At 66.1% G+C, this 26710-nt stretch carries 28 protein-coding genes; 23 read left to right on the forward strand and 5 right to left on the reverse strand.

Annotated elements, in window-relative coordinates; translation table 11 throughout:
* Positions 1–2: 2 nt before the first annotated feature.
* Together LQ564_RS04610 and LQ564_RS04615 are read left to right on the forward strand one after the other, a co-directional pair.
* Complete coding sequence (locus LQ564_RS04610; protein ID WP_231056891.1) at positions 3–389, forward strand: Rieske (2Fe-2S) protein; 387 nt, start codon at positions 3–5, stop codon at positions 387–389.
* A 24-nt stretch (positions 390–413) separates the two neighbouring features.
* Complete coding sequence (locus LQ564_RS04615) at positions 414–1451, forward strand: S49 family peptidase (protein WP_231056892.1); 1038 nt, start codon at positions 414–416, stop codon at positions 1449–1451.
* A gap of 217 nt (positions 1452–1668) precedes the next feature.
* Here the strand turns inward: LQ564_RS04615 and LQ564_RS04620 are convergent, their stop codons facing one another.
* Complete coding sequence (locus LQ564_RS04620; protein WP_231056893.1) at positions 1669–1983, reverse strand: hypothetical protein; 315 nt, start codon at positions 1981–1983, stop codon at positions 1669–1671.
* Between the two features lie 238 nt (positions 1984–2221).
* On the opposite strand from LQ564_RS04620, the gene LQ564_RS04625 reads away from it, so the two are divergent.
* The 3 genes from LQ564_RS04625 (at position 2222) to LQ564_RS04635 (ending at position 5197) form a co-directional block, all read left to right on the forward strand.
* Complete coding sequence (locus tag LQ564_RS04625; RefSeq protein ID WP_231056894.1) at positions 2222–2935, forward strand: pseudouridine synthase; 714 nt, start codon at positions 2222–2224, stop codon at positions 2933–2935.
* A gap of 136 nt (positions 2936–3071) precedes the next feature.
* Complete coding sequence (locus tag LQ564_RS04630; RefSeq protein WP_231056895.1) at positions 3072–4169, forward strand: phospholipase A; 1098 nt, start codon at positions 3072–3074, stop codon at positions 4167–4169.
* Between the two features lie 41 nt (positions 4170–4210).
* Positions 4211–5197, forward strand: a complete 987-nt coding sequence (locus tag LQ564_RS04635; RefSeq protein WP_231056896.1) for a fumarylacetoacetate hydrolase family protein — start codon at positions 4211–4213, stop codon at positions 5195–5197.
* Between the two features lie 4 nt (positions 5198–5201).
* Here the strand turns inward: LQ564_RS04635 and LQ564_RS04640 are convergent, their stop codons facing one another.
* Positions 5202–6365 carry a hypothetical protein gene (locus LQ564_RS04640; protein ID WP_231056897.1) on the reverse strand — a complete coding sequence of 388 codons (1164 nt, stop codon included), beginning with the start codon at positions 6363–6365 and terminating at the stop codon, positions 5202–5204.
* 242 nt (positions 6366–6607) lie between these two features.
* Here LQ564_RS04640 and LQ564_RS04645 point away from each other — a divergent pair, with 242 nt between their 5' ends.
* The 9 genes from LQ564_RS04645 to LQ564_RS04685 all read left to right on the forward strand — a co-directional run bounded on the left by LQ564_RS04645 (position 6608) and on the right by LQ564_RS04685 (position 15292).
* Complete coding sequence (locus LQ564_RS04645; protein WP_231056898.1) at positions 6608–7759, forward strand: MraY family glycosyltransferase; 1152 nt, start codon at positions 6608–6610, stop codon at positions 7757–7759.
* 52 nt (positions 7760–7811) lie between these two features.
* Entirely contained in the window at positions 7812–8873 is a 1062-nt protein-coding gene (gene rfbB, locus LQ564_RS04650; RefSeq protein WP_231056899.1) for a dTDP-glucose 4,6-dehydratase, read from the forward strand.
* Entirely contained in the window at positions 8870–9781 is a 912-nt protein-coding gene (rfbD, locus tag LQ564_RS04655; protein ID WP_231056900.1) for a dTDP-4-dehydrorhamnose reductase, read from the forward strand. The genes rfbB and rfbD overlap by 4 nt, the downstream gene beginning before the upstream one ends.
* Positions 9778–10662, forward strand: a complete 885-nt coding sequence (rfbA, locus tag LQ564_RS04660) for a glucose-1-phosphate thymidylyltransferase RfbA (protein ID WP_231056901.1) — start codon at positions 9778–9780, stop codon at positions 10660–10662. The genes rfbD and rfbA overlap by 4 nt, the downstream gene beginning before the upstream one ends.
* Entirely contained in the window at positions 10659–11204 is a 546-nt protein-coding gene (rfbC, locus tag LQ564_RS04665) for a dTDP-4-dehydrorhamnose 3,5-epimerase (protein WP_231056902.1), read from the forward strand. Before rfbA ends, rfbC begins: the two co-directional genes overlap by 4 nt.
* A 107-nt stretch (positions 11205–11311) precedes the next feature.
* Positions 11312–11896, forward strand: coding sequence for a hypothetical protein (locus LQ564_RS04670; protein ID WP_231056903.1), 585 nt, complete (start codon positions 11312–11314; stop codon positions 11894–11896).
* 101 nt (positions 11897–11997) lie between these two features.
* Complete coding sequence (locus LQ564_RS04675; protein ID WP_231056904.1) at positions 11998–12333, forward strand: hypothetical protein; 336 nt, start codon at positions 11998–12000, stop codon at positions 12331–12333.
* 147 nt (positions 12334–12480) lie between these two features.
* Complete coding sequence (locus LQ564_RS04680; RefSeq protein ID WP_231056905.1) at positions 12481–13350, forward strand: endonuclease/exonuclease/phosphatase family protein; 870 nt, start codon at positions 12481–12483, stop codon at positions 13348–13350.
* A gap of 106 nt (positions 13351–13456) precedes the next feature.
* On the forward strand, positions 13457–15292 hold the full coding sequence (locus LQ564_RS04685; RefSeq protein ID WP_231056906.1) for an ABC transporter ATP-binding protein/permease: 1836 nt from the start codon (positions 13457–13459) through the stop codon (positions 15290–15292).
* A gap of 3 nt (positions 15293–15295) precedes the next feature.
* Here the strand turns inward: LQ564_RS04685 and LQ564_RS04690 are convergent, their stop codons facing one another.
* The gene (locus tag LQ564_RS04690) at positions 15296–16345 is read right to left on the reverse strand and encodes a glycoside hydrolase family 43 protein (RefSeq protein ID WP_231056907.1); all 1050 of its coding nucleotides are present in this window, start codon (positions 16343–16345) and stop codon (positions 15296–15298) included.
* A gap of 148 nt (positions 16346–16493) precedes the next feature.
* On the opposite strand from LQ564_RS04690, the gene LQ564_RS04695 reads away from it, so the two are divergent.
* Together LQ564_RS04695 and LQ564_RS04700 are read left to right on the forward strand one after the other, a co-directional pair.
* The gene (locus LQ564_RS04695) at positions 16494–16883 is read left to right on the forward strand and encodes a hypothetical protein (RefSeq protein ID WP_231056908.1); all 390 of its coding nucleotides are present in this window, start codon (positions 16494–16496) and stop codon (positions 16881–16883) included.
* Positions 16873–17343, forward strand: a complete 471-nt coding sequence (locus tag LQ564_RS04700) for a DUF4265 domain-containing protein (RefSeq protein ID WP_231056909.1) — start codon at positions 16873–16875, stop codon at positions 17341–17343. The genes LQ564_RS04695 and LQ564_RS04700 overlap by 11 nt, the downstream gene beginning before the upstream one ends.
* On the opposite strand, the gene LQ564_RS04705 is transcribed toward LQ564_RS04700, so the two are convergent.
* Entirely contained in the window at positions 17327–18139 is an 813-nt protein-coding gene (locus tag LQ564_RS04705; protein WP_231056910.1) for a hypothetical protein, read from the reverse strand. The two genes, LQ564_RS04700 and LQ564_RS04705, sit on opposite strands and share 17 nt — an antisense overlap.
* 306 nt (positions 18140–18445) lie before the next feature.
* Between LQ564_RS04705 and flhB the strand changes: the two genes are divergently transcribed.
* Together flhB and flhA are read left to right on the forward strand one after the other, a co-directional pair.
* On the forward strand, positions 18446–19639 hold the full coding sequence (flhB, locus tag LQ564_RS04710; protein ID WP_231056911.1) for a flagellar biosynthesis protein FlhB: 1194 nt from the start codon (positions 18446–18448) through the stop codon (positions 19637–19639).
* A complete protein-coding gene (flhA, locus tag LQ564_RS04715) occupies positions 19639–21768 on the forward strand; it encodes a flagellar biosynthesis protein FlhA (RefSeq protein WP_231056912.1) in 2130 nt (709 codons plus the stop codon). Before flhB ends, flhA begins: the two co-directional genes overlap by 1 nt.
* A gap of 53 nt (positions 21769–21821) precedes the next feature.
* Here flhA and LQ564_RS04720 read toward each other — a convergent pair whose 3' ends face one another.
* Positions 21822–22127, reverse strand: a complete 306-nt coding sequence (locus tag LQ564_RS04720) for a hypothetical protein (protein WP_231056913.1) — start codon at positions 22125–22127, stop codon at positions 21822–21824.
* 51 nt (positions 22128–22178) lie between these two features.
* Here LQ564_RS04720 and flhF point away from each other — a divergent pair, with 51 nt between their 5' ends.
* From flhF to motD, 5 genes are read left to right on the forward strand one after another with little or no spacing between them, the layout of a single operon-like run.
* The gene (gene flhF, locus LQ564_RS04725; RefSeq protein WP_231056914.1) at positions 22179–23657 is read left to right on the forward strand and encodes a flagellar biosynthesis GTPase FlhF; all 1479 of its coding nucleotides are present in this window, start codon (positions 22179–22181) and stop codon (positions 23655–23657) included.
* Positions 23650–24435, forward strand: coding sequence for a MinD/ParA family ATP-binding protein (locus tag LQ564_RS04730; protein ID WP_231056915.1), 786 nt, complete (start codon positions 23650–23652; stop codon positions 24433–24435). The genes flhF and LQ564_RS04730 overlap by 8 nt, the downstream gene beginning before the upstream one ends.
* 42 nt (positions 24436–24477) lie before the next feature.
* Positions 24478–25209: an RNA polymerase sigma factor FliA gene (locus tag LQ564_RS04735; RefSeq protein WP_231056916.1), complete on the forward strand. Its 732-nt coding sequence runs from the start codon at positions 24478–24480 to the stop codon at positions 25207–25209.
* Positions 25191–25934 (forward strand): flagellar motor protein, encoded by a 744-nt coding sequence (locus LQ564_RS04740; RefSeq protein WP_231056917.1) that lies wholly within the window; start codon positions 25191–25193, stop codon positions 25932–25934. The genes LQ564_RS04735 and LQ564_RS04740 overlap by 19 nt, the downstream gene beginning before the upstream one ends.
* Positions 25935–25944: 10 nt before the next feature.
* The gene (gene motD / locus LQ564_RS04745; protein ID WP_231056918.1) at positions 25945–26697 is read left to right on the forward strand and encodes a flagellar motor protein MotD; all 753 of its coding nucleotides are present in this window, start codon (positions 25945–25947) and stop codon (positions 26695–26697) included.
* The last annotated feature ends 13 nt before the right edge of the window (positions 26698–26710 follow it).

Here is a 26710-nt window from a genome sequence, read left to right on the forward strand (position 1 = left end):
GAATGGCAGTGGAAGACGGCGTGTTCGTGTGCGAAGCGGCCAGCTTGCTCGATGGCGGCAAGGGCGTGCGCTTCCCCGTGCTTGCCTTCGGGCAGGCGGCCACCGGCTTTGTGGTACGGTATGCCGGTAAACCATATGCCTACCTGAACCGTTGTGCACACGTGCCGATCGAACTCGACTGGAAGCAGGGCGACTTTTTCGAGTCCGGCGGCCTGTACCTGATGTGCCAGACCCATGGCGCAGTCTACGCGCCGGATACCGGCAAGTGCGCAGGCGGCCCCTGCCGTGGCGGACGATTGCACCCGATCCCGGTGGTCGAGCGCGATGGCGGCGTCTGGTGGCAGCCGGAAGGGCGGATCCGGGCGTTGGCGGACAATACGGCAATTTAACGACTAAATACAGTACAAGCGAGTATGAGCGACCAGACTCCGCACGATCTTCCGGGTAAACCTGCAGTGGAACAACGCGTCGAAGACCGTGGCGAGCAGCGCTTCGCCGCCGACCCGACAGTCGGCAACTGGGAGCGCGCCACGCTCGAAAAACTGGTGTTCGCCACCGTGCAGGAACGGCGCCGCGCGCGCCGCTGGGGCATCTTCTTCAAGCTGGGCTTCCTGCTGGTGGCGATCCTGGCGTTGCTGACCTATTACGATTCGACCTTCGGCCTGGGCGGCGACGAGAACCTGGGCCGCCATACCGCCCTCATCGAAATCAACGGCGAGATCGAAGCCGAAGGCAGCGGCGCGGCCGACACCGTCATTCCCTCGCTGAACAAGGCCTTTTCCGACGCCGGCTCGGCCGCGGTGGTGCTGCGCATCGACAGCCCCGGTGGCAGCCCGGTGCAGGCCGGCATCATCGTCGACGAGATCCAGCGCCTCAAGCGCGGCTATCCGGACAAGCCTTTGTATGTGGTGGTCGACGAGATCTGCGCCTCGGGCGGCTACTACATCGCCTCGGCGGCCGACCGCATCTATGTGAACAAGGCCTCGATCGTCGGCTCGGTCGGCGTGCTGATGGACAGCTTCGGCTTCGTCGGCACCATGGAGAAACTCGGCGTCGAGCGGCGCCTGCTGACGGCCGGCGAGAACAAGGGTTTCCTGGACCCGTTCAGCCCGCAGTCCGACAAGCACAAGCAGCACGCCCAGGCCATGCTCAACGAAATCCACCAGCAATTCATCGCGGTGGTGCGCGCCGGACGCGGCAAGCGCCTGAAGGAAACCCCGGAAACCTTCTCGGGCCTGTACTGGACCGGCGCCAGGGCGGTCGAGATGGGCCTGGCCGACGGCTTCGGCACGGTCGACACGGTGGCGCGCGACATCGTCAAGGCCGAGGACATCGTCGACTACACCGCCCACGAAGGCTTGCCGGAGCGCGTGCTGAAGAAATTCGGCGCGGCGGTCGGCGAGAGCGCGGTGAAGGCGGTCGCCCGGGGCGCCATGCCGCAGGTGCGATGATGTTTTCCTTGCATCTCGCGGCGCATGTTCTATATTGTGTGTAGCGGCTAGCGGGAAAGTTCTCCACGGCGCCACACCGTGACCGGACCGACTGCAAGACGTCCCCCACTGCACCGCGGGTGCAGCTTCGAGAGAATTCAATTCCTCACAGTAGTGTTCCTTCTCAGGAAGTGGAAGCGACGGCCCAGGCCGTCGTTTTCATTTCCTGGGAGCGGTCTCAGCATGCGTCGGCGTGGCAGGTGTCGCCGTCCAGGAGCGGCGAGCCGGCAGCGCAGGGAGGGTCATCGTCGTACTGGCTGAAGCCGCCGCGTTCGAGCCAGGCCTGGAAGTCGCGCCGCGCGGTGGCGAACCAGGCTGCGCGCAGGGCGGGCTCACCGCCATGCAGGTGGGGCAGGTGGCCGCCATGCTGCCAGCGCGCGAGCGCCAGGCTGGTCGGGAACAGGGCGGCGTGGATGCTGGCCATCTGGCGGCGCTCGGCGGGGGTAGCCGGGAGCGGAAACAGTCCTTCGGTCGGTTGCGCTTCGGTATGCACGGTGGTGTCCTATTGTTGGAGGCGAGGATTACTCTGCTGTAAAGAACTTCCTCGCGGCGTTAGGCGGATTCCTAACGCGTTGAAGTCTATCAATAGGAAATTTCCGAAGCTTGACTTTCGTCAAATGTATGAGCGCATTCAGCCAAAGGAGTGGAAACGTTCCCGTGTCAGGTCGGATGGGGTGAGGCGGCTGGACCAGCCTGCCTCTTCGATGCCGCTTCTGTTACAGTGGCGCCCCATGAGCAAACTTTCCCTTGACCGCATCCTGCAATCGCAGGGATTCGGCACCCGCAAATACTGCCGCGCCCTGATCGAGGACGGCGACGTCGCCGTCAACGGCGCCGTGGTGGACAACTACAAGGCCACCTTCGACACCGGCAACCTGGTCCTGACCGTCTTCGACGAGGACTGGCGCTACCGCGAACACGTCTACCTCGCCCTGTACAAGCCGGCCGACTACGAATGCTCGCGCAAGCCCAGCCACCACCCCGGCGTACTGACCCTGCTGCCGGAACAGTTCGAGTGGCGCGACGTGCAGCCGGTCGGCCGTCTCGACCACGACACCACGGGCCTGCTGCTGATGTCGGACGACGGCCCCTTCATCCACGCCCAGTCCTCGCCCAAGCGCCACGTGCCGAAGGTCTACCAGGCCACGACCGCCGAGCCGGTGACCCAGGCGCTGGTCGACGAATTGCTGGCCGGAGTGCAGCTGCACGACGAACCGGCGCCCCTGAAGGCGCTGTCCTGCGTGCAGCGCGGCGAGCACCAGCTCGAGATCGTGCTGGAGCAGGGCAAGTACCACCAGGTCAAGCGCATGCTGGCGGCGGCGGGCAACCATTGCAGCGCGCTGCATCGCTCGCAGATCGGTGGCTTGACCCTGGAATCGCTCGGGCTGGAAGAGGGGGAGTGGTGTTTCCTCGAGCCGGAACAGCTGGCGCTGTTGGTGCCGTGATGTGAATGCGGGGCCCATGGGCGGCCCCAACAATGCCGTACGGCATTGCGTGCGACACCTTTTACGCTTTTCCGCGACACTGTGTTGACTATCCGCCATGTTCCGGCGGCCCTCAGCCGTTTTCGCAGACTAGCCCATGCACCTGAAGAAGATCCCCGCAGCCCTGCTGCCGCTCCTGTTCGCCTGTCCAGCCTTCGCCCAGCAAGCACCGCAACTGACCCAGCAACTGGGCGAGTGCGCCCAGCTCACCGACACCACCCTGCGCCTCGCCTGCTTCGACCGCATGGCCGCCGCCAGCGGCGCCACCCCGGCTGCACCGGCGATCGCGCCGGCAGCCGCGCCGGCGGTCGCGACCATGACCCCGGGCCAGCAGCCGACCGCCTTCCCGGCCAAGCCGCAGCCGGACCCGGCCGCCTCGATCGACCCGCTGGTCGAGGCCGCGAGCGAATACACGATGGCCGCCCATTGGGAGCTCGACGACAAGCACCGCCGCGGCATCTTCGTGTTCCGCCCGCACAATCCGAACTACCTGATCGCGGCGCGCAGCTATCGCCCGAACCAGGCGCCCTACGAACCCTTCCGCGCCTCCGATTTTACCGGCGACCTGTCGCACGCCGAACTGCAGTTCCAGCTCGGCTTCAAGATGAAGGCGGTCGAGACCGCCTTCGAGCTGCCGGTCGACGTCTGGTTCGGCTACACCCAGAACAGCTTCTGGCAGGCCGGCAACCGCGAAGCCTCCAGCCCTTTCCGCGAAACCAATTACCAGCCTGAAGTCATGCTGGTGACGCCGCTGAACTTCAGCGTGCTGGGCGCCAACCTCAAATTCCTGAACCTGGGCTTCACCCACCAGTCGAACGGCCAGTCCTCGACCCTGTCGCGCAGCTGGAACCGGTTCTATGCCCAGGTCGGCCTGGAGCGCGGCCGCTTCGCCATGACGGCCAAGGTGTGGAAGCGCGTCAACGAGTCGCTGGAAGACGACAACAACCCCGACATCGTGAACTACATGGGCCGCGGCGAACTGGCCGGCACCTACCGCATCGATGGCCACGAGTTCTCGGCCCTGCTGCGCCATAACTTCCACACGAGCAAGAGCGCAACCCAGCTGGGCTGGGCCTTCCCGCTGGCCGGGCCGCTCAAGGGCTATGTGCACTGGTTCTCGGGCTATGGCCAGAGCCTGATCGACTACAACTACTTCCAGCGCACCATCGGCGCCGGCGTGGTCGTCCAGTACTGACCACTCTACAATAGCGGTTTGCCAACTCTAGCCGCTATTTCATGAAACTCGCCACGCTCAACGACGGCGCCCGTGACGGCCAATTGCTGGTCGTCGCGCGCGACCTGAAGACCGCCCACGTCGCCGACGGCATCGCGCCGACCCTGCAGGCCGCGCTCGACGACTGGGGCTTCATCGCGCCCCAGCTGGCCGAGCTGTCGCTGCTGCTGAACGAAGGCCGCGCGCGCCGTCCCTTCGATTTCGACCCGGCGCGCTGCATGGCGCCGCTGCCGCGCGCCTACCAGTGGGCCGACGGTTCCGCCTACGTCAACCACGTCGAGCTGGTGCGCAAGGCGCGCAAGGCCGAGATGCCGGCCTCGTTCTGGGAAGATCCGCTGATGTACCAGGGCGGCAGCGACGATTTCCTGGGGCCGCAGGACGATATCGTGCTGGCGCACGAGGAGTGGGGCATCGATTTCGAAGCCGAGGTGGCGGTCGTCACGGGCGACGTGCCGATGGGGGCGACGCCCGACGAAGCCTACGGCGGGATCCGCCTCCTCATGCTGGCCAACGACGTCTCGCTGCGCAACCTGATCCCCGACGAGCTGGCCAAGGGCTTCGGCTTCCTGCAGTCGAAACCGGCGACCAGTTTCGCCCCGGTGGCGGTGACGCCGGACGAGCTGGGCGAGGCCTGGCGCGACGGCAAGGTCCACCTGCCGCTGCGCTCGACGTGGAACGGCCACCTGGTGGGCCAGCCGCATGCGGGCACCGACATGGTGTTCAACTTCCCGCAGCTGGTGGCGCACCTGGCCAAGAGCCGCAATGTGCGGGCCGGCAGCATCGTCGGCTCGGGCACGGTGTCGAACAAGGATGCGTCGAAGGGATATTCCTGCATCGCCGAGCAGCGCTGCCTGGAGATGATCGCCGACGGCCAGGCCAGCACGCCCTTCATGCGCTTCGGCGACACGATCCGCATCGAGATGCTGGACGAGAAGGGCAAGTCGATCTTCGGGGCGATCGAGCAGAGCGTCAAACGCCTGGAACGCTGACCGTTTATTTCCCGGACCAGAAATCGTCCGCCGCCCTGGCCCCGCGCAGGTCGACCTCGACCGGCGCACTGACCCGGCGCAGCACCTCGGCGCGCAGCAGGCGCCCGTCCGGCTCGTGCAGCCGGTACCACAGGATCGCCACGCCGGAGAGGCGCAGCTGCTGGCTGCCGAACAGGTGCTGCTTCACGATCGACAGGCCTTCCAGGAGCAGCTCGGCGTCCAGCACCAGCGCGCCCGCCGTGCGTTCGCTGTAGCCGAGGTAGCGCGCGGCATTGAACAGCGGGCTTTTCTCGCTGGCTTCGCCGGCCTTGAGCGAATCGATGAAGGCATCGACCACCTTCAATTGCGCCAGCGCCGCCTGGTTGACGGCCGCCATGTCCCGTTTCTGGTCGCCCTTGGCGCCGTCCAGCAGGGCTTGCAGTTCGGCGATGCGCTGGGCGTAGGCGGCGCGGTGGCCGGCCAGGGAGGCCACGCGGCCGAGCAGCTTGTCGTAGCGCGCCCAGTCGAGTTCGCCCAGATAACCGGCGCCCAGGCCGGCGAGCTGCCGCGGACAGGCCTGGGCCAGGGCGCTGGCGAACAGGGCGCGCGTGCCTTCGCCGAAGCTGCTGCCGGAGGCGCTGACGTCGCTGCGCAGCAGGGCGGCGATGTCGGCGCCGGCGCGCAAGGTGGCCGGCACCGCCGCCAGCACGCCCAGGGGCAGGGCGGCGATGCCGGTGCCGGGCGGGCGCCGCAGGTCGAGGTAGCGCTGCAGCTCCTTGTTCTTGTCGGCCATGTCGCCGGACAGGCGGGCGAGGGCGCTGTCGACCGTGCGCGCCGCCACCATGCCCTGGCTCGCCGCCGGGTCGTGGAGGATGGCGGCGCGCCCCGCCGGCAGATGCGCGCAGACCTCCGTCGCCAGCGCGCGCGCCAGGTCGACGGCGCGCACCAGGCCGGCGGCGCCGAACTGGCGGGTGTCGGTCGACCCGCCCAGCGCCTTCGACTGGGCCGGCGGCAGGCGCGCCATCAGTTCGGCCCGTTCCGCTTCGGCGATCGCCTGGCGCGCCTCGGCTTCGGCCTCGCGTGCGCGCAGTTCGGCCAACTCGGCCGTAGACTGTGCATATACATACGCCGGCAGGAAAGCCGGCAGCAGCAGGAACAGGATGGCGCGAAGGGCGCGTAGCAGGGCCATGCGGGGGCCTCCGGGAACGGCAATTTGTTAGTGAAAACTTGCCGTAAGAAAAGTGTAATAAATTGTCGAGAATATTAGGAGAAGTTTCTGGGAGGTTGATTGCGAATTCTTAAGGTTCCAGAATCGCCTCATTGTTCTTTGACAATCAGTGACTTGCGGCCGGATGTGTTACGCCCTGTAACACGATTCAACGTTGGTTAAAAAGAAATGCGATAGAATTGACGAGTTAACAAAGTGGTTCTATGAGTATTATTAATCTGCCATTTGCCGGCCTCGAGCTTGGGTTTGCCGTGTCGCTCGCCTGTTCGCTGCTGCTCGTCCTGACGACGCGCTGGCACGGGCGCTACTCGCTCGACGCGACCCAGGGCGTGCAAAAATTCCACATCACGCCGACCCCGCGCATCGGCGGCGCCGCCATCATGCTCGGCCTGTGGCTGGCCCTCGGCGCGATGCCGGGCGAGCAGCAGGACCTGCTGCTGCCGGTGCTGGTGGCAGCCATGCCGGCCTTCGTCTTCGGTCTGGCGGAAGATCTCACCCGTAACGTTTCGGTGCGCGCGCGCCTGCTCGCGACCATGGGCAGCGGCGTCTGCTGCTGGGCCCTGACCGGCGTCAGCCTGCTGCACAGCGGCGTCGCCTCGCTCGACCTGCTGCTCGCCTGGCTGCCGTTCTCGGTGCTGTTCACCGCCTTCGCGGTGGGCGGCGTGGCGAATGCCGTCAACATCATCGACGGTTTCAACGGCCTGGCCAGCGGTACCGTCCTGATCGGCATGGCCGCGCTCGGCCTGATCGCCCAGGACGCCGGCGACGCCACCCTGGCCGAGCTGTGCTTCGTGGTCTGCGCCGTCACCGCCGGCTTCTTCGTCATCAATTTCCCGTTCGGTAAGCTGTTCCTCGGCGACGGCGGCGCCTACCTGCTCGGTTTCCTGCTGTCCTGGCTGTCGATTTTGCTGGTCTACCGCAACCCGGACGTCTCGCCCTGGGCCCCGCTGCTGGCCTGCGGCTATCCGATCTTCGAGACCGTGTTCACCATCGTGCGCCGGCTCTGGTGCCGCCGCCATCCGGGCCACCCGGACAGCTGGCACCTGCACAGCCTGGTCAAGACCGCGATCGCGGCGCGCTACTTCCGCGCGCTGCCGGCGCCGCTGCGCAACGCCTGCGTCTCGCCGTTCTCGTGGGCGGTGGCGGCCGTGCCGGCGCTGCTGGCGGTGCGCTACGCGAATATGCCCGAAGCCCTGATGCAGGGCGTGCTGGCCAGCTTCCTGCTCTACCTCTCCGTGTATTCCTTCGTGGTCTCGGCCTGGTGGGCGCGCCGCCGCCGCACCGTGCGCACCGTCCCACTGGCCGACATCGCGCTCGAGCCGTCCAACTCCTCCTTCATCCAGCGCGGTCTCTGAGCGATAATCCGGGTTGGGGGCGCAGGCCCGATATCCACCAACCCGAGACCGTATGACCATCCTCGTTACCGGCGGCGCCGGCTTCATCGGCGCGAACTTCGTGCGCGACTGGCTGTCGCTGGGCGAAGAGCCGGTCCTCAACCTCGACAAGCTGAGCTACGCCGGCAACCTCGCCAGCCTGGCCGGCCTGGACGACGCGCGCCACACCTTCGTCCATGGCGACATCGGCGACACGGGCCTGGTGACGCGGCTGCTGCGCGAACACCGGGTCCGCGCGGTGCTGAACTTCGCCGCCGAAACCCACGTCGACCGCTCGATCGACAGCCCCGCGGCATTCGTCGAAACCAATGTGATGGCGACCTTCGCTCTGCTGGAAGCGGTGCGCGCCTACTGGTCCGGCCTGGACCGCGCGGCGCGCGCGGCCTTCCGCTTCCTGCACGTGTCCACCGACGAGGTCTACGGCTCGCTCGCGCCCGAGGCGCCGGCCTTTGCGGAAACCCACCGCTACCAGCCGAACAGCCCCTACGCGGCCAGCAAGGCGGCGGCCGACCACCTGGTGCGCGCCTGGCATCACACCTACGGCCTGCCGGTGCTCACCACGAACTGCTCCAACAACTACGGCCCCTACCAGTTCCCCGAAAAACTGATCCCCTTGGTGATCCACAAGGCGCTGCGCGGCGAGCCGCTGCCGGTCTACGGCGACGGCCGCCAGGTGCGCGACTGGCTCTACGTCGCGGACCACTGCGCCGCGCTGCGCCGCGTGCTGGACCGGGGCGCGCCGGGCGCGACCTACAACGTCGGCGGCGACCAGGAAATGGCCAACATCGACGTCGTGCTGCTGCTGTGCGCCATCCTCGACGAACTGCGCCCGCGCACCGACGGCGCCCCCTATGCCGCCCAGATCGCCTTCGTGACGGACCGCCCCGGCCACGACCGCCGCTATGCGATCGACGCGTCCAGGCTGGAACGGGAACTCGGCTGGCGCCCGCGCGAAACCTTCGCCACCGGCATCCGCAAGACCGTCGCCTGGTACCTGGAACACGGCGACTGGGTCGAGGGCGTGACCAGCGGCGCTTACCGCGACTGGATCGCGCGCCAGTACGGGCAGCCATGAAGATCCTCCTGTTCGGCAAGGACGGCCAGGTCGGCTGGGAACTGCAGCGCGCGCTGGCGCTACTGGGCGAACTCCATGCGCTGGGGCGCCAGGACGCCGACCTGGGCGATGCGCGCCGGCTGCGCGAACGCGTGCGCGCCGTTCGACCGGACGTGATCGTCAACGCGGCCGCCTGGACCGCCGTCGACCGCGCCGAAACCGAGGAAGCGGCGGCCTACGCGGTCAACGCCGCCGGCCCCGCGGTGCTGGCCGAGGAAGCCGCGCGGCTGGGGAGCTGGCTGGTGCACTACTCGACCGACTACGTCTTCGATGGCCGCAAGGAGGGCGCTTACCGGGAGGACGATCCAGTCAGCCCCTTGTCCGTCTACGGCCGCGGCAAGGCGGCGGGCGAGGCGGGCATCCGCGCCGCCGGCGCGCGCCACCTGATCCTGCGCACCGGCTGGGTGTTCGGGCGCGGCGCCAATTTCCCGCGCACCATCCTGCGCCTGGCGCGCGAACGCGAGCAATTGCGGGTGGTGGCCGACCAGTTCGGCGCGCCGACCGGCGCCGACCTGCTGGCCGACGCCACCGTGCTGGCGCTGCACCACATCGCGGGCCTGGGCGCACAGGCGGATGCCTTGTCCGGCACCTACCACCTGGCTGCCGCCGGACGCACCAGCTGGCACGCGCTGGCGCGCCACGTCGTGGCCGAGGCTGTTTCCCGCGGCTTCGTCCTGCGCGCGCAGCCCGAGGCCATCCTGCCCATCGCCACCAGGGACTGGCCGGCACAAGCCGTGCGCCCCGCCAACGGAACCCTCGACAGCGCCAGGTTCCGCGCCGCCTTCGGCCTGGCCCCGCCCGACTGGCGCCATCACCTCAACCGATTCGTCGCCGCGCTGGCGGCCGAGAACAGGAACCCGACTTCATGAAACGCAAGGGCATCATCCTCGCCGGGGGCAGCGGCACCCGCCTGTACCCGGCCACGCTGGCCGTCTCCAAGCAGCTGATGCCGGTGTTCGACAAGCCGCTGATCTACTACGCCCTCAGCACCCTGATGCTGGCCGGGATCCGCGACATCCTCGTCATTTCCACGCCCCAGGACACGCCGCGCTTCGCGCAGCTGCTGGGCGACGGCGCGCGCTTCGGCCTGGCCATCTCCTACGCGGTGCAGGCGTCGCCGGACGGCATCGCCCAGGCCTACCTGATCGCCGAAGACTTCCTGGACGGCAGCCCGTCGGCGCTGGTCCTGGGCGACAATATCTTCTACGGCCACGACCTGTTCCAGCTGCTGGGCCGTGCCAGCGCGCGCAACGACGCCACCATCTTCGCCTACCACGTGCAGGATCCGGAACGCTACGGCGTGGTCGACTTCGACGAGGACGGGCGCATCGTCGGCCTGGAAGAAAAGCCGCGCCAGCCGCGTTCCAACTACGCGGTGACCGGACTGTATTTCTATGACGGCGAGGCGGTCGAGATCGCGCGCACGCTCAAGCCGTCGGCGCGCGGCGAACTCGAGATCACCGACATCAACCGCCACTACATGCGGGAGCAGCGTCTGCAGGTCGAGATCCTGCGCCGCGGCTACGCCTGGCTCGACACCGGCACCCACGAATCGCTGCTGGAGGCCGGCCAGTTCATCGCCACCCTCGAGCGGCGCCAGGGCCTGAAGGTGGCCTGCCCCGAGGAGATCGCCTTCCGCATGGGCTGGATCAGCGCCGCGGAACTGGCCGCGCTGGCCGAACCGATGCGCGGCAACGGCTACGGCCAGTACCTGCTGCGCGTGCTGAGCGAACGGGGCGTGAAGCGATGAACGTCATTCCGCAAACCATTCCCGACGTGCTGCTGATCGAGCCGGAAGTCTTCGGCGACGAGCGCGGCTTCTTCTACGAGAGCTTCAACGCGCGCCGCTTCGCCCAGGCGCTCGGCTGGCCGGTCGAATTCGTGCAGGACAGCCATTCGCGCTCGGGCGCGGGCGTGCTGCGCGGCCTGCACTACCAGATCCAGCACCCGCAGGGCAAGCTGGTGCGCGTGATCGCCGGCAGCGTCTACGACGTGGCGGTCGACCTGCGCCGCGGTTCGCCGACCTTCGGCCAGTGGGTCGGGCACACATTGAGCGCCGAAAACCGCCAGCAGATGTGGATCCCGCCCGGCTTCGCGCACGGCTTCCTGGCCTTGTCGGAGAGCGCGGAATTCGTCTACAAGTCGACCGATTACTATCACCCCGAGCACGAGCGCTGCATCGCCTGGGACGACCCGCAGCTGGCGATCGCCTGGCCGCTGGCCGGGCCGCCGATCCTGTCGGCCCGCGACGGGCAGGGCACGCCGTTCGCGACGGCCGAGGTGTATGCTTGAAGTAGGGTGGCAATAATTGGTGAGAGTTCAACAAGGCGTGCTCAATATAATAGTTTCGTAACGGCATCAACCTCCCTCGTGCCGTCAACACTTTCAGAGAAAACAACATGAACAACATCTCTCGTCTTGCAATTCTGCTGGTCTGCACGATCGGCGCCGCACAAGCCGCCGAGCCCATGCCGGAGCTGGGCATGCCGCTCGGTAAAAAAATGGCCATGCCTATCCTTCCCTGCGCGGAACAGGAAGCCGGCGTCGAGGCGGCGGCCTTGTGCTGGGTCAAGCCACCGAGAGACCTGGAGGACAGGACGGTCGGGACCCTGAAGGTCAGCGCGTCGGCCGACGGTGGGCAGTGGTCCGCTTCTGGCGTCTACCATGTGGCAGTCGGCTACGACGGCAAGCTGATTTCCGTCGGTGTGCATTCGTCGCAGCCGGACGAGTTCGAAAAAATCAGGCATGCGCTCAGCGTGCGCTTTGGCGGACCGGCGCGCGGGACCGGCCAGAATGGATCGATCACGTCCACCTCGTGGAACTGGAAGGATGCCGTCATCGACCTGGCCTGTGTCCGCGATAGCGGCTGCGTTACCAATTTCGCCTTGATCGATCGCGGCGAAAACATGCGGCGCAATTTGGCGAACAGGCCATTTCTGATGGACGAAGCCAGCGAGAAGATGCGGCAGAGGACGGTGCGCTGATCTTCGCTGCTGTTGCCGAAAAAGACAGGTCTCGGATCTGACATTCATACACGAGACCTGCCTTCGCTCGCTAACTTTGCCTTCAGGAGCCATCGATCAGCATGAAGCGGCGCTTGTTCAAACCTAGCTTTCTGGTCCTTGCCCTCATCCTGGCAATTGCGCTGGCACTCCTGTCGGTATGGATAGAGCGTCTTGGTCCGGAACTGGTTGTTGCCGGCAATCTGTGCGGCCCATCCGGAAATGACTTCTGCTACAAGCCTGCGTTGAAGGGTGGCTTTCCATTTGCATATTTGTACGACAAAACCGGAATATCGGTCGAGGGACGACTTTCCTTTTTTGAAGACAAATTTTTCGTGAGTGGTTTGATGCTCGATATCGCGGTGTATTTCGCGGTCACCGCACTGGTGTTGCGTGCGCTGTGGAAAACGAGGCAATGAACAGCACAGGCGGCCGGCCGCCAGGCCGCAAGTGCAGGGATGGTTTTAGCGCGGGCGCCTAAAACCGCCCGCTCCCGCCGGCATTTCCGCAACATGGGCTCCGGAATGTGATTAACTCTGCCGGTTGTCGTTTCGGAGCCCATCCACATGCACACCCGTTTCTCGTTCTTCGCGCGCATCTGCGCCTGCGCCATCCTGATCGCCCTGAGCTGGGCGCCTGCCGCGTCGGCCGCGTCCCAACCCGCCGCCTTCAACATCGCCACCTACAACCTGCGCTACAACAATCCTGGTGACGGCCCGAATGCCTGGCCGGCCCGGAGGGACGCCGTCAAGGCGCTGATCCGCTACCACGAGTTCGACATCGTCGGCACCCAGGAAGGCCTGGCGGACCAGATCGACGACCTGGCGCGGATGGAAGAATTCGGCCACGTCGGCATCGGCCGCGACGACGGCAAGCGCGCCGGCGAGCACTCCGCGATCTTCTTCCGCAAGAGCCGCTTCACGCTGCTGGACAAGGGCGACTTCTGGCTCAGCGAGACGCCCGACCGGCCTTCCTTCGGCTGGGACGCGAAGTGCTGCCACCGCCTGGCCTCGTGGGCGCGCCTGCGCGACCGCACGAATGGGCGCGCCTTCTACGTCTTCTCCGTGCACTTCGACCACGAAGGCGAAGCGGCGCGCCGCGCCTCGGCCGAGCTCATGCTGCGCAAGATCGCCGAGATCAGCCGCGGCGAACCGGCGATCTGCGTGGGCGACTTCAATTCGACGCCGGAGACGGTGCAGATCCGGTCGATGTCGACGGCGATGCGCGACGCCGCCAAGGCGAGCAAGACGCCGCCCTACGGCCCGGCCGGCACCTACAACGGCTTCCGCCTGGATGCGCCCATGCGCGAGCGGATCGACTACATCTTCGTCGACCGCCACCTGGACGTGCTCAAGTACGGCGTGCTGAGCGACTCCGTCGAGGGACGCTACCCATCGGATCACCATCCGGTTGTTGCCCGGGTCGTCCTGAAATAGGCGTGCCGGGCTTGACCCGGTACGGCCCGCGCTATGTCCGTTTTCGCACGGAACGCCAACGTGCCCAGCCGTATTCTGGAGGCGTATTCACACCGCAGTCACCGCCATGAGCACGCCACCATCCGCGACCACCGCCGCTTCGCAGTCCGAGGCAGCGGCGGCGCCAGCAAGACCTCCCCGGGCAGCGTCCCTGTCGCTCGCCGCCTGGAAACAGTTCCTCAGCGTGGCGAAGCCCTATTGGCTGGGCGACCAGAAGGGCAGGGCCTGGAGCCTGATGCTCTTGCTGGTCGTCCTGATGCTGGTCGAGACCAAGCTGGCCGTCATGCTCAACGACCAGGCCGGCGAGATGACCTCGGCGCTGGCCGGCAAGGACGGCGACCGCTTCTGGACCTCGGTGCGCGCCTGCCTGTTCATCCTCGCCTTCGCGGTGCCGGCCTACGCCTTCTATTACTACATGCGCGACCTGTTCGCGAACCAGTGGCGGCGCTGGCTCACCGGGCGCTTCCTCGACGGCTACCTGGAACAGCGCAAGTACTATGCGCTCGGCGCCGACAAGGAAATCGACAACCCCGACCAGCGCATCAGCGAAGACATCAACACCTTCACCGGCCGGTCGATCCACTTCCTCCTGATCTTCCTCGGCTCGCTGATGCAACTGGTCGCCTTCAGCGCCGTGCTGTGGTCGATCTCGCAGCTGCTGGTCGGCGTGCTGGTGACCTATGCGCTGGTCGGCACCGTGGTCGCCCTGTGGGTGTTCGGCAGCCCGCTGATCCACCTGAATTTCTGGCAGCTGCGGCGCGAAGCCGATTTCCGCTTCAGCCTGATGCGCCTGCGCGAGAACGCCGAATCGATCGCCTTCTATCGCGGCGAGGCGCAGGAGCGCGCCCACATCGACGGCGCCTTCGGCAAGGTGTTCCGCAACTACGCGGGCCTGATCAAGCGCCAGCGTTCGCTGAACCTGTTCCAGCGCACCTTCAGCCAGCTGACCCTGGTGCTGCCCTTCGTGATCCTGGCGCGCGGCGTGCTGTCGGGCGAGCTCGAAGTGGGGCGCGCGGTGCAGGCCGCCGGGGCGTTCACCGCGGTGCTGTCGGCGGTCGGCGTCATCGTCGACAATTTCGAGAGCCTGAGCCGTTTCGTGGCCGGCATCGGCCGCCTGCATGCGCTGTCGCGGCTGGTGCTGCCGGATGCGCGCCAGGAGGATGCGGCGAACGAGCCGCGCATCGCGATGAAGCCGGGCGGGCAGCTGGCGCTGGATGCGCTCACCCTGCATCCGCCGGGCTCGAACCGGGTGCTGGTGGAGGGGCTGAACCTGGCCTTGACGCCGGGCGACGCTTTACTGATCACCGGCGAGAGCGGCTGCGGCAAGAGTTCGCTGCTGCGCGCGATCGCCGGGCTGTGGTGCCGGGGCAGCGGCACCATCCACCATCCGCCCAAGGAAGACTGCTTCTTCCTGCCCCAGCGGCCTTACCTGCAGCCGGGCACCCTGCGCAGCCAGCTGATCTACCCGAGCAGCGCGTCTCCGTTGAGCGACGCGGAGCTGCTGCGCATCCTCGAGCAGGTGCAGCTGCCGCGCCTGGCCGAGCGCGCCGGCGGCCTGGATGCGGCCCAGGACTGGGACAAGTTGCTGTCGGTCGGCGAGCAGCAGCGCCTGGCCTTCGGACGCGTGCTGGTGCATGCGCCGCGCATCGTGTTCCTGGATGAAGCGACCAGCGCGCTCGACAGCAGCAACGAGGCGGCGCTGTACGCGCTGCTGCGCGCCCGCGGCGCGACCCTGGTCAGCATCGCCCACCGTCCGGCCGTGCTGCGCTTCCATACCCACGTGCTGCGCCTGACGGGCGAGGGTGGATGGGAGCTGCACGAGGCGAAGGATTACCAGTTCGACGGCACCGTGGTGAATTTCCCGGGCAAGGCGCCGCCACCGCCGCCGAAAGCGGCGGCGTAGGTTTCAAGGCGCCAGCGGCCGCGGCTTCACGCCCTCGTTGGTCAGCGTCACCGGCAGGATGGTCCCGTCCGCATTGAAGTGCATCTGCTCGATCGCCATCTCGCGGTGGCTGCCGTCGGTCTTCTCGAGCGGGCGGCGGTGGTAGGCGATGTACCACTCGTCGGTGCCGGGCACGTTCACCACCGAATGGTGGCCGGCGCCGCGCGCGATGCGGGCGTCCTGCTGCAGGATGGTGCCGATGCGCTTGAAGGGGCCGAAGGGCGAGTCGCTCATTGCATACGCCACCTTGTAGTCCGGCCCGGTCCAGCCGCCCTCGGACCACATCAGGTAGTAGACACCCTTGCGCTTGACCATGAAGGAGCCTTCCACATAGGCCGGGTCGGGCGTGATTTCCTTGTAGGTGCTGCCATCTCGGAAGGGCACGACGCTGAGCAGGTCCGGCGCCAGCTTGACGACGTTGGCGTGCTTCCAGCCGCCGTAATACATGTAGACCTGGCCGTCGTCGTCCTTGAACACCATCTGGTCGATCGGCTGGGCGCCGTTGACGATCCGGTCGATCAGCGGGCGGCCCAGCGCATCCTTGAACGGGCCCTCGGGGCGGTCGCTGACGGCGACGCCGATGCCGCCCAGCTGGCCATTGCTCTTGATGTCATTGGCGCCGAAGAACAGGTAGTACTTGCCATTGTGCGCGATGGCCGACGGCGCCCACAGGGCATAGGCCGCCCACTTGACGTTCTCGACGTCGAGCGCGCGCGGGTGCCTGGTCCAGTGCACCAGGTCGGGCGAGGAGAACACGTCCATGAAGGTCTGGTGCAGGTAGGGCTCCCAGATCAGGTCCTTGCGCTCGCGCATGCGCTGCTGTTCGGGCGTGAGGTTCGATGCGCGCACCGGCGGGCCGTAGGGGGCGGAATAGGTCGGGTAGATCCACCAGGTCTTGCCAAAGATGTGGATCTCGGGGTCGGCGTACCAGCCGGGGACGATCGGGTTGCCGGCGTGGGCGGACGGGCCGTAGGCGGCCATGGCGAATGCGAGCAGGGTAAATATGCTTTTCACGGTGTCTCCATCATCAAAATTGCAGTTTGCTCAACGATAATGAAGTTCGGAGTGTTTGCCTATGTATCGCCTTCGTCGCCACCTCAGTTTAGTGGCGCTGCTGCCTGCTTTAGTGCACTCAAAGAGGACATATCTGGTCTGGCGAAAAATGAAATTCCTGCTAAAGAAAAAAAATCTGGTATTGATTTCGCTCGCGGCGGTCACCGTGTTGTTTATCAGCCTACTGCTTACCTTTCTGATTTCAGATGGAAACAAGGCGGCGACGAATGGGGTGTTCCGGTCGGCCGATGTGATGAAAACGATTGGTCGAGTGGAGAAGATCATTCTGACCGGATCTTCTTCAAAATACAGTGGCTCTGCTGGCTGTGCCGATTTCCGTTACCTGGTGGTTGGTGAAGCAGGTATGGAAATCGTCAACGTCCGCGTGGAGAAAACGGACGGCTCGGGAAGAACGTGGCGCGTCCTGGAGCTGACCGAAGGGCTGGGAGCAGATTTCAATCGCAGTTGCTGGAGCAGGACCGGAGGTGATGGCGCATGATCACGCCGATATCGCAGTAGATGGATCTGCCACAACCGGCGTCGAGAAGGTTTCGGCACACCAGCTGGAAGAAGGCATTTGGCTTTTGCTCCGGTCCCCCTTGTATGCGATGGGACTGGCAGCGGGGGACACGATACGAATCCTCGATCACGAAGTTGACGCCTTTGAAGTCGTAGCACGTGGAGGCAACGTTGCTGCTCAGTTTTATCTTGCGGAATGGGGCGATCCGCGAGTCACGGCTGAGGCGGCGAGCAGCATCACGTCCATGGTCGTAGCGGCTGGAGGGCGGCTGGACGTCCACACCACAGGGCCGATGGTCTATACCATCCCGATCGAAACAGGTTTTCCGGCCATCGAGCAGATCTTTGCGGAGGCCGTCGATGCGTTTCCCGGAGCCCAATGGCAGTATGCAAATGTGTATGACCTGATCGCGGGGGAGCCGCTCAATTGGTGGGAGTAGCCTGTCTCGCCGCCCGCGACAACGTTCCCAGTGCCAGCACCCAGCCGATCACGAAGCTGGCGCCGTAACCGATCACGGGAATCGGGTAATTACCAAGCACGCCGGCGAGGGCGAGACCGGTCCAGAAGCCGGCCAGCGCAAGGGGAGCGCCGCGCTCGGTATTTCCGCGTGCCGCCAGCAGGAAGGGCAGGGGCAGCAGCGCCAGCGCGATCGACGCGGCCACGCCGGCTGCCGGCGACACCGCCGCCGTGCGCGACAGCACCTCTTCGACGTGCGCGACGGCGGGCAGCGCATCCGGCCGCATCCATCCCCAGGCGGCCATGCCGCAAGCGACCAGCCAGACCGGCAGCAGACGTTTCGAATGCGCCGGCCTGGCCGCCAACAGCCCGGTCATGCCGAGCGCGAACGCCAGGCTGGTGCCGCCATCGTTGCCGATCCCGACCAGCAGTAGCGCCAGCCCGGCGAGGAGAGCGCTTGTGGGACCGGCATCGGCGCGCGCCATCGCCAGCAGCAGGAAGGAGCCGAGCAGCACCGCCGGTTGCAGCACCAGCGGCCCGAGCCTGAGCCAGCGGCGCGCGCCTTCGATCTCGATCCCGAACAGCAGCACGCTTGCCGCCAGCAGCGCGATCGCACCGATCAGCCAGGGTGCGGGAATCCGTGCGACCAGCCCAGCCCAGCGCCGGCGGCTGGCGACGAGGCCGGCCAGCACGAAGGCGCCTGCCTGGATGGCGAGGGATGCATTGCCGCCGCCCGCAAGATGGATCGCGAGCAGGCTGATGGCGGCAGTCGCAAGCACTTGGACGGAAATGAGAAGGTGAAATGGCATCGAGAGTCTGGATGAAAGGGTTGACGGCGTGAAACTCTGTACGGCGGGTATCCTTGCTTATAGATAACTTTATATACGTACATTTACTAGGTCAACTGATAATGCTGCTCTTGCACGTTGCTTGCCAGCCTGGCAGCAAACCTGGAATTGCTGAGTCGCTTTCCTGCGAACAAGGCTAAATAAAGGGTGTTTCCGAGCCTGTTTCGCTTCTAGCCGTACGGCAACACCTGAGATAATCGTGGTTTCGGATAAGCATCAGTAACAGGAGCGCGACGGATGGCAGGTGACAGCGACGCAGAAAAGACAGAACCAGCGTCACAGCAGAGGCTCAACAAGGCCCGCGAAGACGGCGACGTTCCCAGGTCGCGCGAACTTGCCACGTTTACTGTCCTGATGGTCGCCGGCGCCGGCTTGTGGATGACCGGCGGCTCGCTGGTCGGCAAGCTCGAACACGCCCTGCAGTCCGGCCTCTCGCTCGACCGCGAACAGGTCCACAACCCTTCCATCCTGATCGAACGCATCACCAGCGACCTGGTGGGCGTGCTGCTGGCCTGCCTGCCGCTGGCCGGCGCCATCATGTTCATCGCGCTCGCCTCGCCCCTGCTCATCGGCGGCTGGAACTTTTCCAGCAAGGCCTTCATGCCGAACTTCATGAAGCTGAATCCGATCTCGGGCATCGGCAACATGGTCTCCACCAATTCCCTGGTCGAACTCCTGAAGGCCGTCGCCAAGACCCTGGTGATCGGCGCCGTGGCCTGGGTGGTCATCATGGGCCAGAAGGAGGCGATGCTCGGCCTGGCGCTGGAGCCGCTGAACGTCGGCAGCGCCCACGTGGGCGCGCTGATGGCCAAGGCCTTCCTCTTCATCGTCGGCGCCTATGGTGTGATCGCCCTGATCGACGCCCCGTGGCAGCTGTATCACTACCACGACAAGATGAAGATGACGCGCCAGGAAGTCATCCAGGAATCGAAGGAATCGGACGGCAATCCTCAGATTAAGGGCAAGATTCGCCAGATGCAGCGCGAAATGGCGCGCGGCCGCATGATGCAGAATGTGCCTACTGCGGATGTGATCGTCACCAACCCGACCCACTACGCGGTGGCGCTGAAGTACACCGACGGCCAGAAGGGCGCGCCGCGGGTGGTGGCCAAGGGTGTCGACGACGTGGCCGCCAAGATCCGCGAACTGGGCCTTGAACACAAGGTGACGATGCTCGAAGCCCCGGCCCTGGCCCGTGCGCTGTTCAAGCACACCGACATCGACGAAGAGATTCCCGAGAAGCTGTTCTCGGCGGTGGCCGAAGTGCTGGCCTACGTCTACCAGCTGCGCGCCTACAAGAAAGGCGAAGGCATCTACCCGGATCGCCCGACCAGGCTGGCGGTGCCGAAAGAGATGGACCCGAACGACCCGGCCTACACCGGCCCCGGCAGTACCTTGACCAGTAACGGCAACAACGGAGCAATGCACTGATGAACAGCATCAAACTACCGGCATGGATGGCAGGACTCGGCAACCGCGGCGGCAGCGCCGTCGCGGCCCCGCTGCTCATCATCGTCCTGCTGGCGATGATGATCCTGCCGCTGCCGGCCTTCGTGCTGGACGTGTTCTTCAGCTTTAACATCGCGCTGTCCGTCATCGTGCTCCTGACCGCCCTGTACACGGTCAAGCCGCTCGACTTCATGGCCTTCCCGGCCATCCTGCTGGTCTCGACCATGCTGCGCCTGTCGCTGAACGTGGCCTCGACCCGTATTGTCCTGACCGAAGGCCACACCGGCGGCGCCGCGGCCGGTAAAGTGGTCGAGGCCTTCGGCCACTTCCTGATCGGCGGCAACTACACCGTCGGTATCGTGGTCTTCGTCATCCTGACGATCATTAACTTCTCGGTCGTCACCAAGGGCGCGGGCCGTATCGCCGAAGTCGGCGCGCGCTTCGCCCTGGACGCGATGCCCGGTAAACAAATGGCGATCGACGCCGACCTGAACGCCGGCCTGATCGGTGAAGCCGATGCACGCAAGCGCCGTAACGAAGTGGCGCAGGAAGCGGAATTCTACGGCGCCATGGACGGCGCCTCGAAGTACGTCAAGGGCGACGCCGTCGCCGGCATCATGATTACCCTGATCAACGTGATCGGCGGCCTGATCGTCGGCGTGGTGCAGCACGACCTGAGCTTCGGCGAAGCCGCCAAGACCTACACCCTGCTGGCCATCGGTGACGGCCTGGTGGCGCAGATCCCTTCCTTGATCATCTCGATCGCGGCCGGTATGGTGGTGTCGCGCGTCGCCAGCGACGAAGACATCTCGAGCCAGCTGACCAACCAGCTGTTCGCCCGTCCGGAAGCCCTGTACATCACCGGCGGCATCATCTTCGCCCTGGGCCTGATCCCGGGCATGCCCAACCTGGTGTTCCTGCTGCTGGGCAGCGCCCTGTGCGGCGGCGGCTACATGATCGCCAAGCGCAAGGCGAGCCAGCCGGACGCCGAGACCGCCGAGGCGCAAGCCGCGGCCGCCGGCGGCGCCGCAGGCGGCGCGGGTGGTGCGGCCGCGCCGGCCGAGTCGGAAGAAGCGACCTGGCAGGACGTCATGCCGGTCGACACCCTGGGCCTGGAAGTCGGCTACCGCCTGATTCCGCTGGTCGACAAGAACCAGGGTGGCGAGCTGCTCAAGCGCATCAAGGGCATCCGCAAGAAGTTTGCCCAGGAAGTCGGCTTCCTGGCGCCGCCGGTGCACATCCGCGACAACCTGGAACTGAAACCGTCCGCCTACCGCATCACCCTGAAGGGCGTGGAAGTCGGCGCCGGCGAAGCGATGAGCGGCCAGTTCCTGGCGATCAACCCGGGCATGGCCAGCGGCACCTTGCCGGGCCTGGTCACCACCGACCCCGCCTTCGGCCTGCCGGCGACCTGGATCGACGCCAGCCTGCGCGACGAGGCGCAGAGCATGGGCTATACGGTGGTCGACGCCGGCACCGTGGTGGCGACCCACCTGAACCACCTGATCACGATGCACGCGTCGGAACTGCTGGGCCGCCTCGAGGTCCAGGCATTGCTCGATCACCTGGGCAAGGAAAGCCCGAAGCTGGTGGACGAGCTGGTGCCGAAGGTCGTCTCGCTGTCGACCCTGCAGAAAGTGCTGCAGAACCTGCTGCAGGAAGGCGTGCACATCCGCGACATGCGCACCATCATCGAGGCACTGTCGGAGTACGCGGGCCAGACCCAGGACCCGACCGAGCTGACCGCCATGGTGCGCGTGGCCCTCGGCCGCGCCATCGTCCAGCAGCTGTTCCCGGGCACCAACGAGCTGTCGGTGATGACCCTCGACAACCGCCTCGAGCGTTTGCTGATGCAGGCCATGGGCGCCGGCGGCGACGGCACCGGCATCGAACCGGGCCTGGCCGACACCATCGCCCAGCAGGCGGCCAACGCCGCCCAGCAGCAGGAGCAACTGGGGCACACCCCGGTGCTGCTGGTCCCGGCCCCGCTGCGCGTGCTGCTGTCGCGCTTCCTGCGCCGCGCGGTGCCGCAGTTGAAGGTGCTGTCGCACAACGAGGTGCCGGAGACCAAGACGATTCGGGTGACCAGCCTGGTGGGTGTGCCGATGTAAGAGGGGAGGGCCGTGCAATGCGGCCTTCCGACAAGGCAAACGAAGTCGTTTGCTTAAAAACCGTCGTACGCCCCACTGGGGCCTACGACTTCCGGCGAAGGCCGGAACCCAATGTTGTCGGTCAGTCGATAGCGCTGACTTCGGACCCAAAATTGGATCCCGGCCTGCGCCGGGATGACGTTGGTTAGTGGGCAGATGATGCGACGTTGGCCGACGTTGGTTGCTTTGAAGGGCGGATACGTGTGATTCGTCGCCCGGCGAGCGCTTCCGCTGTCAACTCCGGCCTTTTGAAATAGGCCCTTTTCCCCTTCTTTCTCCCCCGATGGTTTCCGCACGGCATCGCCAATAATGCTGTTCATGGACGGGCGCTTTCGCCCGCGGCGAACCTGATTTGAAGTGCGGAGAACTTGATGAACGTGAAGAAATTTACTGCAGCGACTTCCAGAGATGCATTGCGCAAAGTGCGCGAAGCGCTGGGTCCTGACGCGGTCATCCTCTCCAACCGTCCGGTCGACGGCGTGGTCGAGATCCTGGCGCTGGACAACGACGACGTCGCTTCGCTCTCCGCTCCGGCCGTCGAAGAGCCGCAGCCGGCCGCCTTCGGCGCCTTCGACAACGATTTCGACCCGGAACCGACCTTCTCGCGCAGCGCCTTCGCCGCCGCCGCGCGCGATCCGCAACCGCGCCAGCAGCCGGCGCCGCGCGCCGCCGCGCCCGCACCGCAGGCCATGGACCCGTTCGCCGGCCAGCCTGACGTGGCCCGGCCCTACGTCGAACGCCGCGCCGCCCCGCAAGCAGAACCGGAAGTCCCGCCGACCTACGTCAACCGCCGCGCCCCTGCCCAGGAACCGGGCATCGACATGGCCGCCATGACCCAGATGATGAGCGCCGCGATCGCCCAGGCCAAGGAATCCGCCGCCAGCGAGATGAGCGGCATGATGAACGAGATCCGCGCCATGCGCGGCCTGATGGAAACGCAACTGGCCGAGCTGTCGTGGAACGCCACCGCCCAGCGCGAGCCGCAGAAGGCCGCCGTGCTGCGCGAGATGCTGGCCGCCGGTTTCTCGGCGACCCTGGCGCGCTACCTGATCGAAAAGATGCCGGCAACCAAGGATGCCGCCGACGCGCTGCGCTGGATCAAGACCGTGCTGGCCCGCAACCTGACCACCATCGCCAACGAAGACGACCTGCTCAACAAGGGCGGCGTGTTCGCCCTGGTCGGCCCGACCGGCGTCGGCAAGACCACCACCACCGCCAAGCTGGCGGCCCGCTGCGTGATGCGCCACGGCCCGGACAAGCTGGCCCTGATCACCACCGACGCCTATCGTATCGGCGGCCACGAGCAGCTGCGCATCTACGGCAAGATCCTGGGCGTGATGGTGCACTCGGTGAAGGACGAGGCCGACCTGCGCATCGCCCTGAAGGAACTGAAGAACAAGCACACCGTGCTGATCGACACCATCGGCATGTCGCAGCGCGACCAGATGGTCACCGAGCAGGTCGCCATGCTGAGCGACTCCGGCGCCGACGTGAAGCGCCTGCTGTGCCTGAACGCGACCTCGACCAACGAGACCCTGAACGAAGTGGTGCGTGCTTATCAAGGCACGGGCCTGGCCGGCTGCATCATGACCAAGCTGGACGAAGCCGCGTCGATCGGCAATGTGCTGGACGTCGTGATCCGCCAGAAACTGAACCTGCACTACATCTCGAACGGCCAGCGCGTGCCGGAAGACCTGCACCTGGCCGACCGCGCCATGCTGATCGACCGCGCTTTCCGCAACAACCGCAACGCGGCAGCCCAGTTCGGCGACGCCGACCTGCCGCTGATGATGGCCGCCGCGGGATCGATGAGCAATGCGGACCGCATGCGCGAGGTGACCCTTGGCTAGTTTCGACTTCGACCAGGCCGAAGGCCTGCGCCGGATGCTGCAGGGCCCGCGCCCGCGCATCGTCACTTTCCTCTCCGCCACGCCTGAAGACGACAAGGGCGCGATGCTGGTCAACCTGGGCGCCTCGCTGGCCCAGACCGGCAATGAGGTCCTGATCGTCGACGCCTGCGAGCGCGACTATGGCGTCGCCCGCCGCCTGGGCCTGACCCGTTCGGCCACCCTGGCCCACGTGGCGCGCCAGGAAGCGGCCCTGAACCAGGTCATGCACGCGGTGCCGCAGGGTTTTTCCGTCACCACCCTGGGCACGCCGGAAGGCAATGCGGACACCCGCCGCCTGGCCAAGACCTTCGACGTGCTGGTCAAGCAGGCCGGCATCGTGATGGTCGATGGCGAACTGGGCCCGGATGGCGAATTCCCGCTGCCGCTGATGGCCTCGTCCGAGATCGTGGTGCAGGTCGGAACGTCCGCCACCTCGATCACGAATGCCTACGCCCTGATCAAGCGCCTGTCCCAGCAATTGGGCCGCCGTCCCTTCGGCATCCTGGTTACCGGAGCAACAGAGGCCGAGGCCAAGGTTGTATACGATAATATGTCTACCGCAGCGAGCCGCTACCTGGCGGTGACCCTGAGCTCGATGGGCTCGGTGCCGGCCGACGAGTACCTGCACCGCGCCGCGCGCCTGGGCCGGGCCGTGGTCGATGCCTTCCCGCTGGCGGGCGCATCGGTCGCCTTCCGTCGCCTCGCCGGGAAGTTCGCGCTGCACGCGATGCGGGCATGAAACCGCGTAAGCTGATCAAGAGAGAAAAAGAACATTTAACGCATGTACACGGTCAAAGGGAAAGCGGACAAGAACCATTTGCTGACGGAGCATATGCCGTTGGTAAAGCGCCTTGCCCACCACATGAAGGCCAAGCTGCCGCCTTCGGTGGAAGTCGATGACCTGGTCCAGGCGGGCATGATGGGCCTGCTCGACGCGATCAACCGCTACGAGGACAACCACGGCGCCCAGTTCGAGACCTATGCGGTGCTGCGCATCCGCGGCGCCATGCTCGACGAGCTGCGCAACAGCGACTGGATGCCGCGCAGCACGCGCCAGAACATGCGCAAGGTCGAGGCCGCGATGGAGGCGCTGAACCAGCGCCTGGGCCGTCCCGCCAGCGAATCCGAGATCGCCAAGTCGCTCAAGATGTCGCTCGCCGACTACCAGGAAATGCTGGGCGACTCGGGCGGCCACCAGCTGGTCTACTACGAAGACTTCCACGACAACGAAGAAGGCAGCGACGGCTTCCTCGACCGCTATGCGGTGGACGATGCCGACCCGCTGCGCAGCCTGCTGGACACCGGGTTCCGCCAGGCCGTCATCGACGCCATCGACAACTTGCCGCCGCGCGAGAAGATGTTGATGGGCCTCTACTATGAGGAAGAACTGAATCTGAAGGAAATTGGCGCCGTCATGGGCGTCAGCGAATCGCGGGTGTCGCAGCTGCACACCCAGGCGGTCTCGCGGCTGCGCGCCGCCCTCAAGGAGCAGTTGTGGACTGGGCAAGCGTAGCCGGACTGGCGCTCGCGATCGCGGGCATCCTGGTCGGGCACACGCTCGACGGCGGTCGCTTCGCCTCGCTGGTCCAGCCGGCGGCCTTCGCCATCGTGGTGGTCGGCACCTTCGGCGCGGTGCTGCTGCAAAGCGAGAAGCGCAGCTTCCTGCTCGGCGTGCGCATGCTGCGCTGGGTGTTCTTCCCGCCCAAATCCGGACGCCAGAAGCTGTCGCAGGAGATCGCCCTGTGGAGTCTCTCTGCGCGGCGCGACGGCCTGCTCTCGCTCGAGCAGTACATGGGGACCAAGGACAAGTTCGTCCAGAAGGGCCTGCGCCTGGTGGTGGACGGCATCGCCCCCGAAAAGATCCGCAGCCTGCTGGAAGGCGAGATCAACGCCTACGAATTCTCGCAGCGCCAGGCGGCGCGCATCTGGGAATCGGCCGCCGGCTATGCGCCGACCATCGGCATCCTGGGCGCGGTGCTCGGGCTGATCCACGTGATGGAAAACCTGTCCGACCCGTCGCGCCTGGGCTCGGGCATCGCCATCGCCTTCGTCTCCACCGTCTACGGGGTGGGGCTGGCCAACCTGTTCTTCTACCCGGTCGGCAATAAACTGAAGGCCATCGTCAGCGACAAGGTGGGCCAGTACGAAATCCTGGCCGAAGTCTTCCACGACCTGGCCAGCGGCGACCATACCCGCGTGGTCGACGAGCGCGTGGCCAGCCTGCTGGCGCGTCACTAGGCCGTCTCTCATGGCGCGCAAACGCTACGACGATCAGATGGCCTGCGGCGAGCACCACGAGCGCTGGCTGATCTCCTATGCCGACTTCATCACCCTGCTGTTCGCCTTTTTCGTCGTGATGTATGCGATCTCGATCGTCAACGAGGGCAAGTATGCGGTGCTGTCCGAAGCCCTGGGCGACGCCTTCGGCGGACGCGGCGCGGCGCCGCAGGTCAACACCAATGTCGAGCCGGTGCTGCCGCTGTCCCACATCGTCAACCGCAAGCGCCTGGAAGCGGCGCGGCGCGAGCGCGAACGGATGGAAACGCTGGCCAAGGATTTGACCGCGACCCTGATGCCGCTGGTGAAATCAGGCCAGGTGCGGGTGACGCAGAACGCGCGCGGCATCAGCATCGAGCTCAACGCCAGCGTGCTGTTCGACCAGGGCGAGGCCGTGCTGCAGCCTGATGCGCGCGAGGTGCTGGGCGAGGTCGCGGGCCTCCTGAAGAACGATCCGCACGCGATCGAGGTCGAAGGACATACCGACAACCTGCCGATCACGAATGAAAAGTATGCGTCGAACTGGGAACTGTCGGCGGTGCGCGCGGCGAGCGTGGTGCGGCTGTTCATCGAGCAGGGCGTGCAGGATGCGCGCCTGTCGGCCATCGGCCACGGCGCCACGCGGCCGGTGGCGCCGAACGACACACCCCTGAACCAGGCGAAGAACCGGCGCGTGGCGGTGATGATCCTGGCGGCCACGCCGCAACCCTTGCTGGCGCAGTGACACAGCATTCCAG

It is taken from the genome of Massilia phyllostachyos (assembly GCF_021044825.1).
Lineage (GTDB): Bacteria > Pseudomonadota > Gammaproteobacteria > Burkholderiales > Burkholderiaceae_D > Telluria > Telluria phyllostachyos.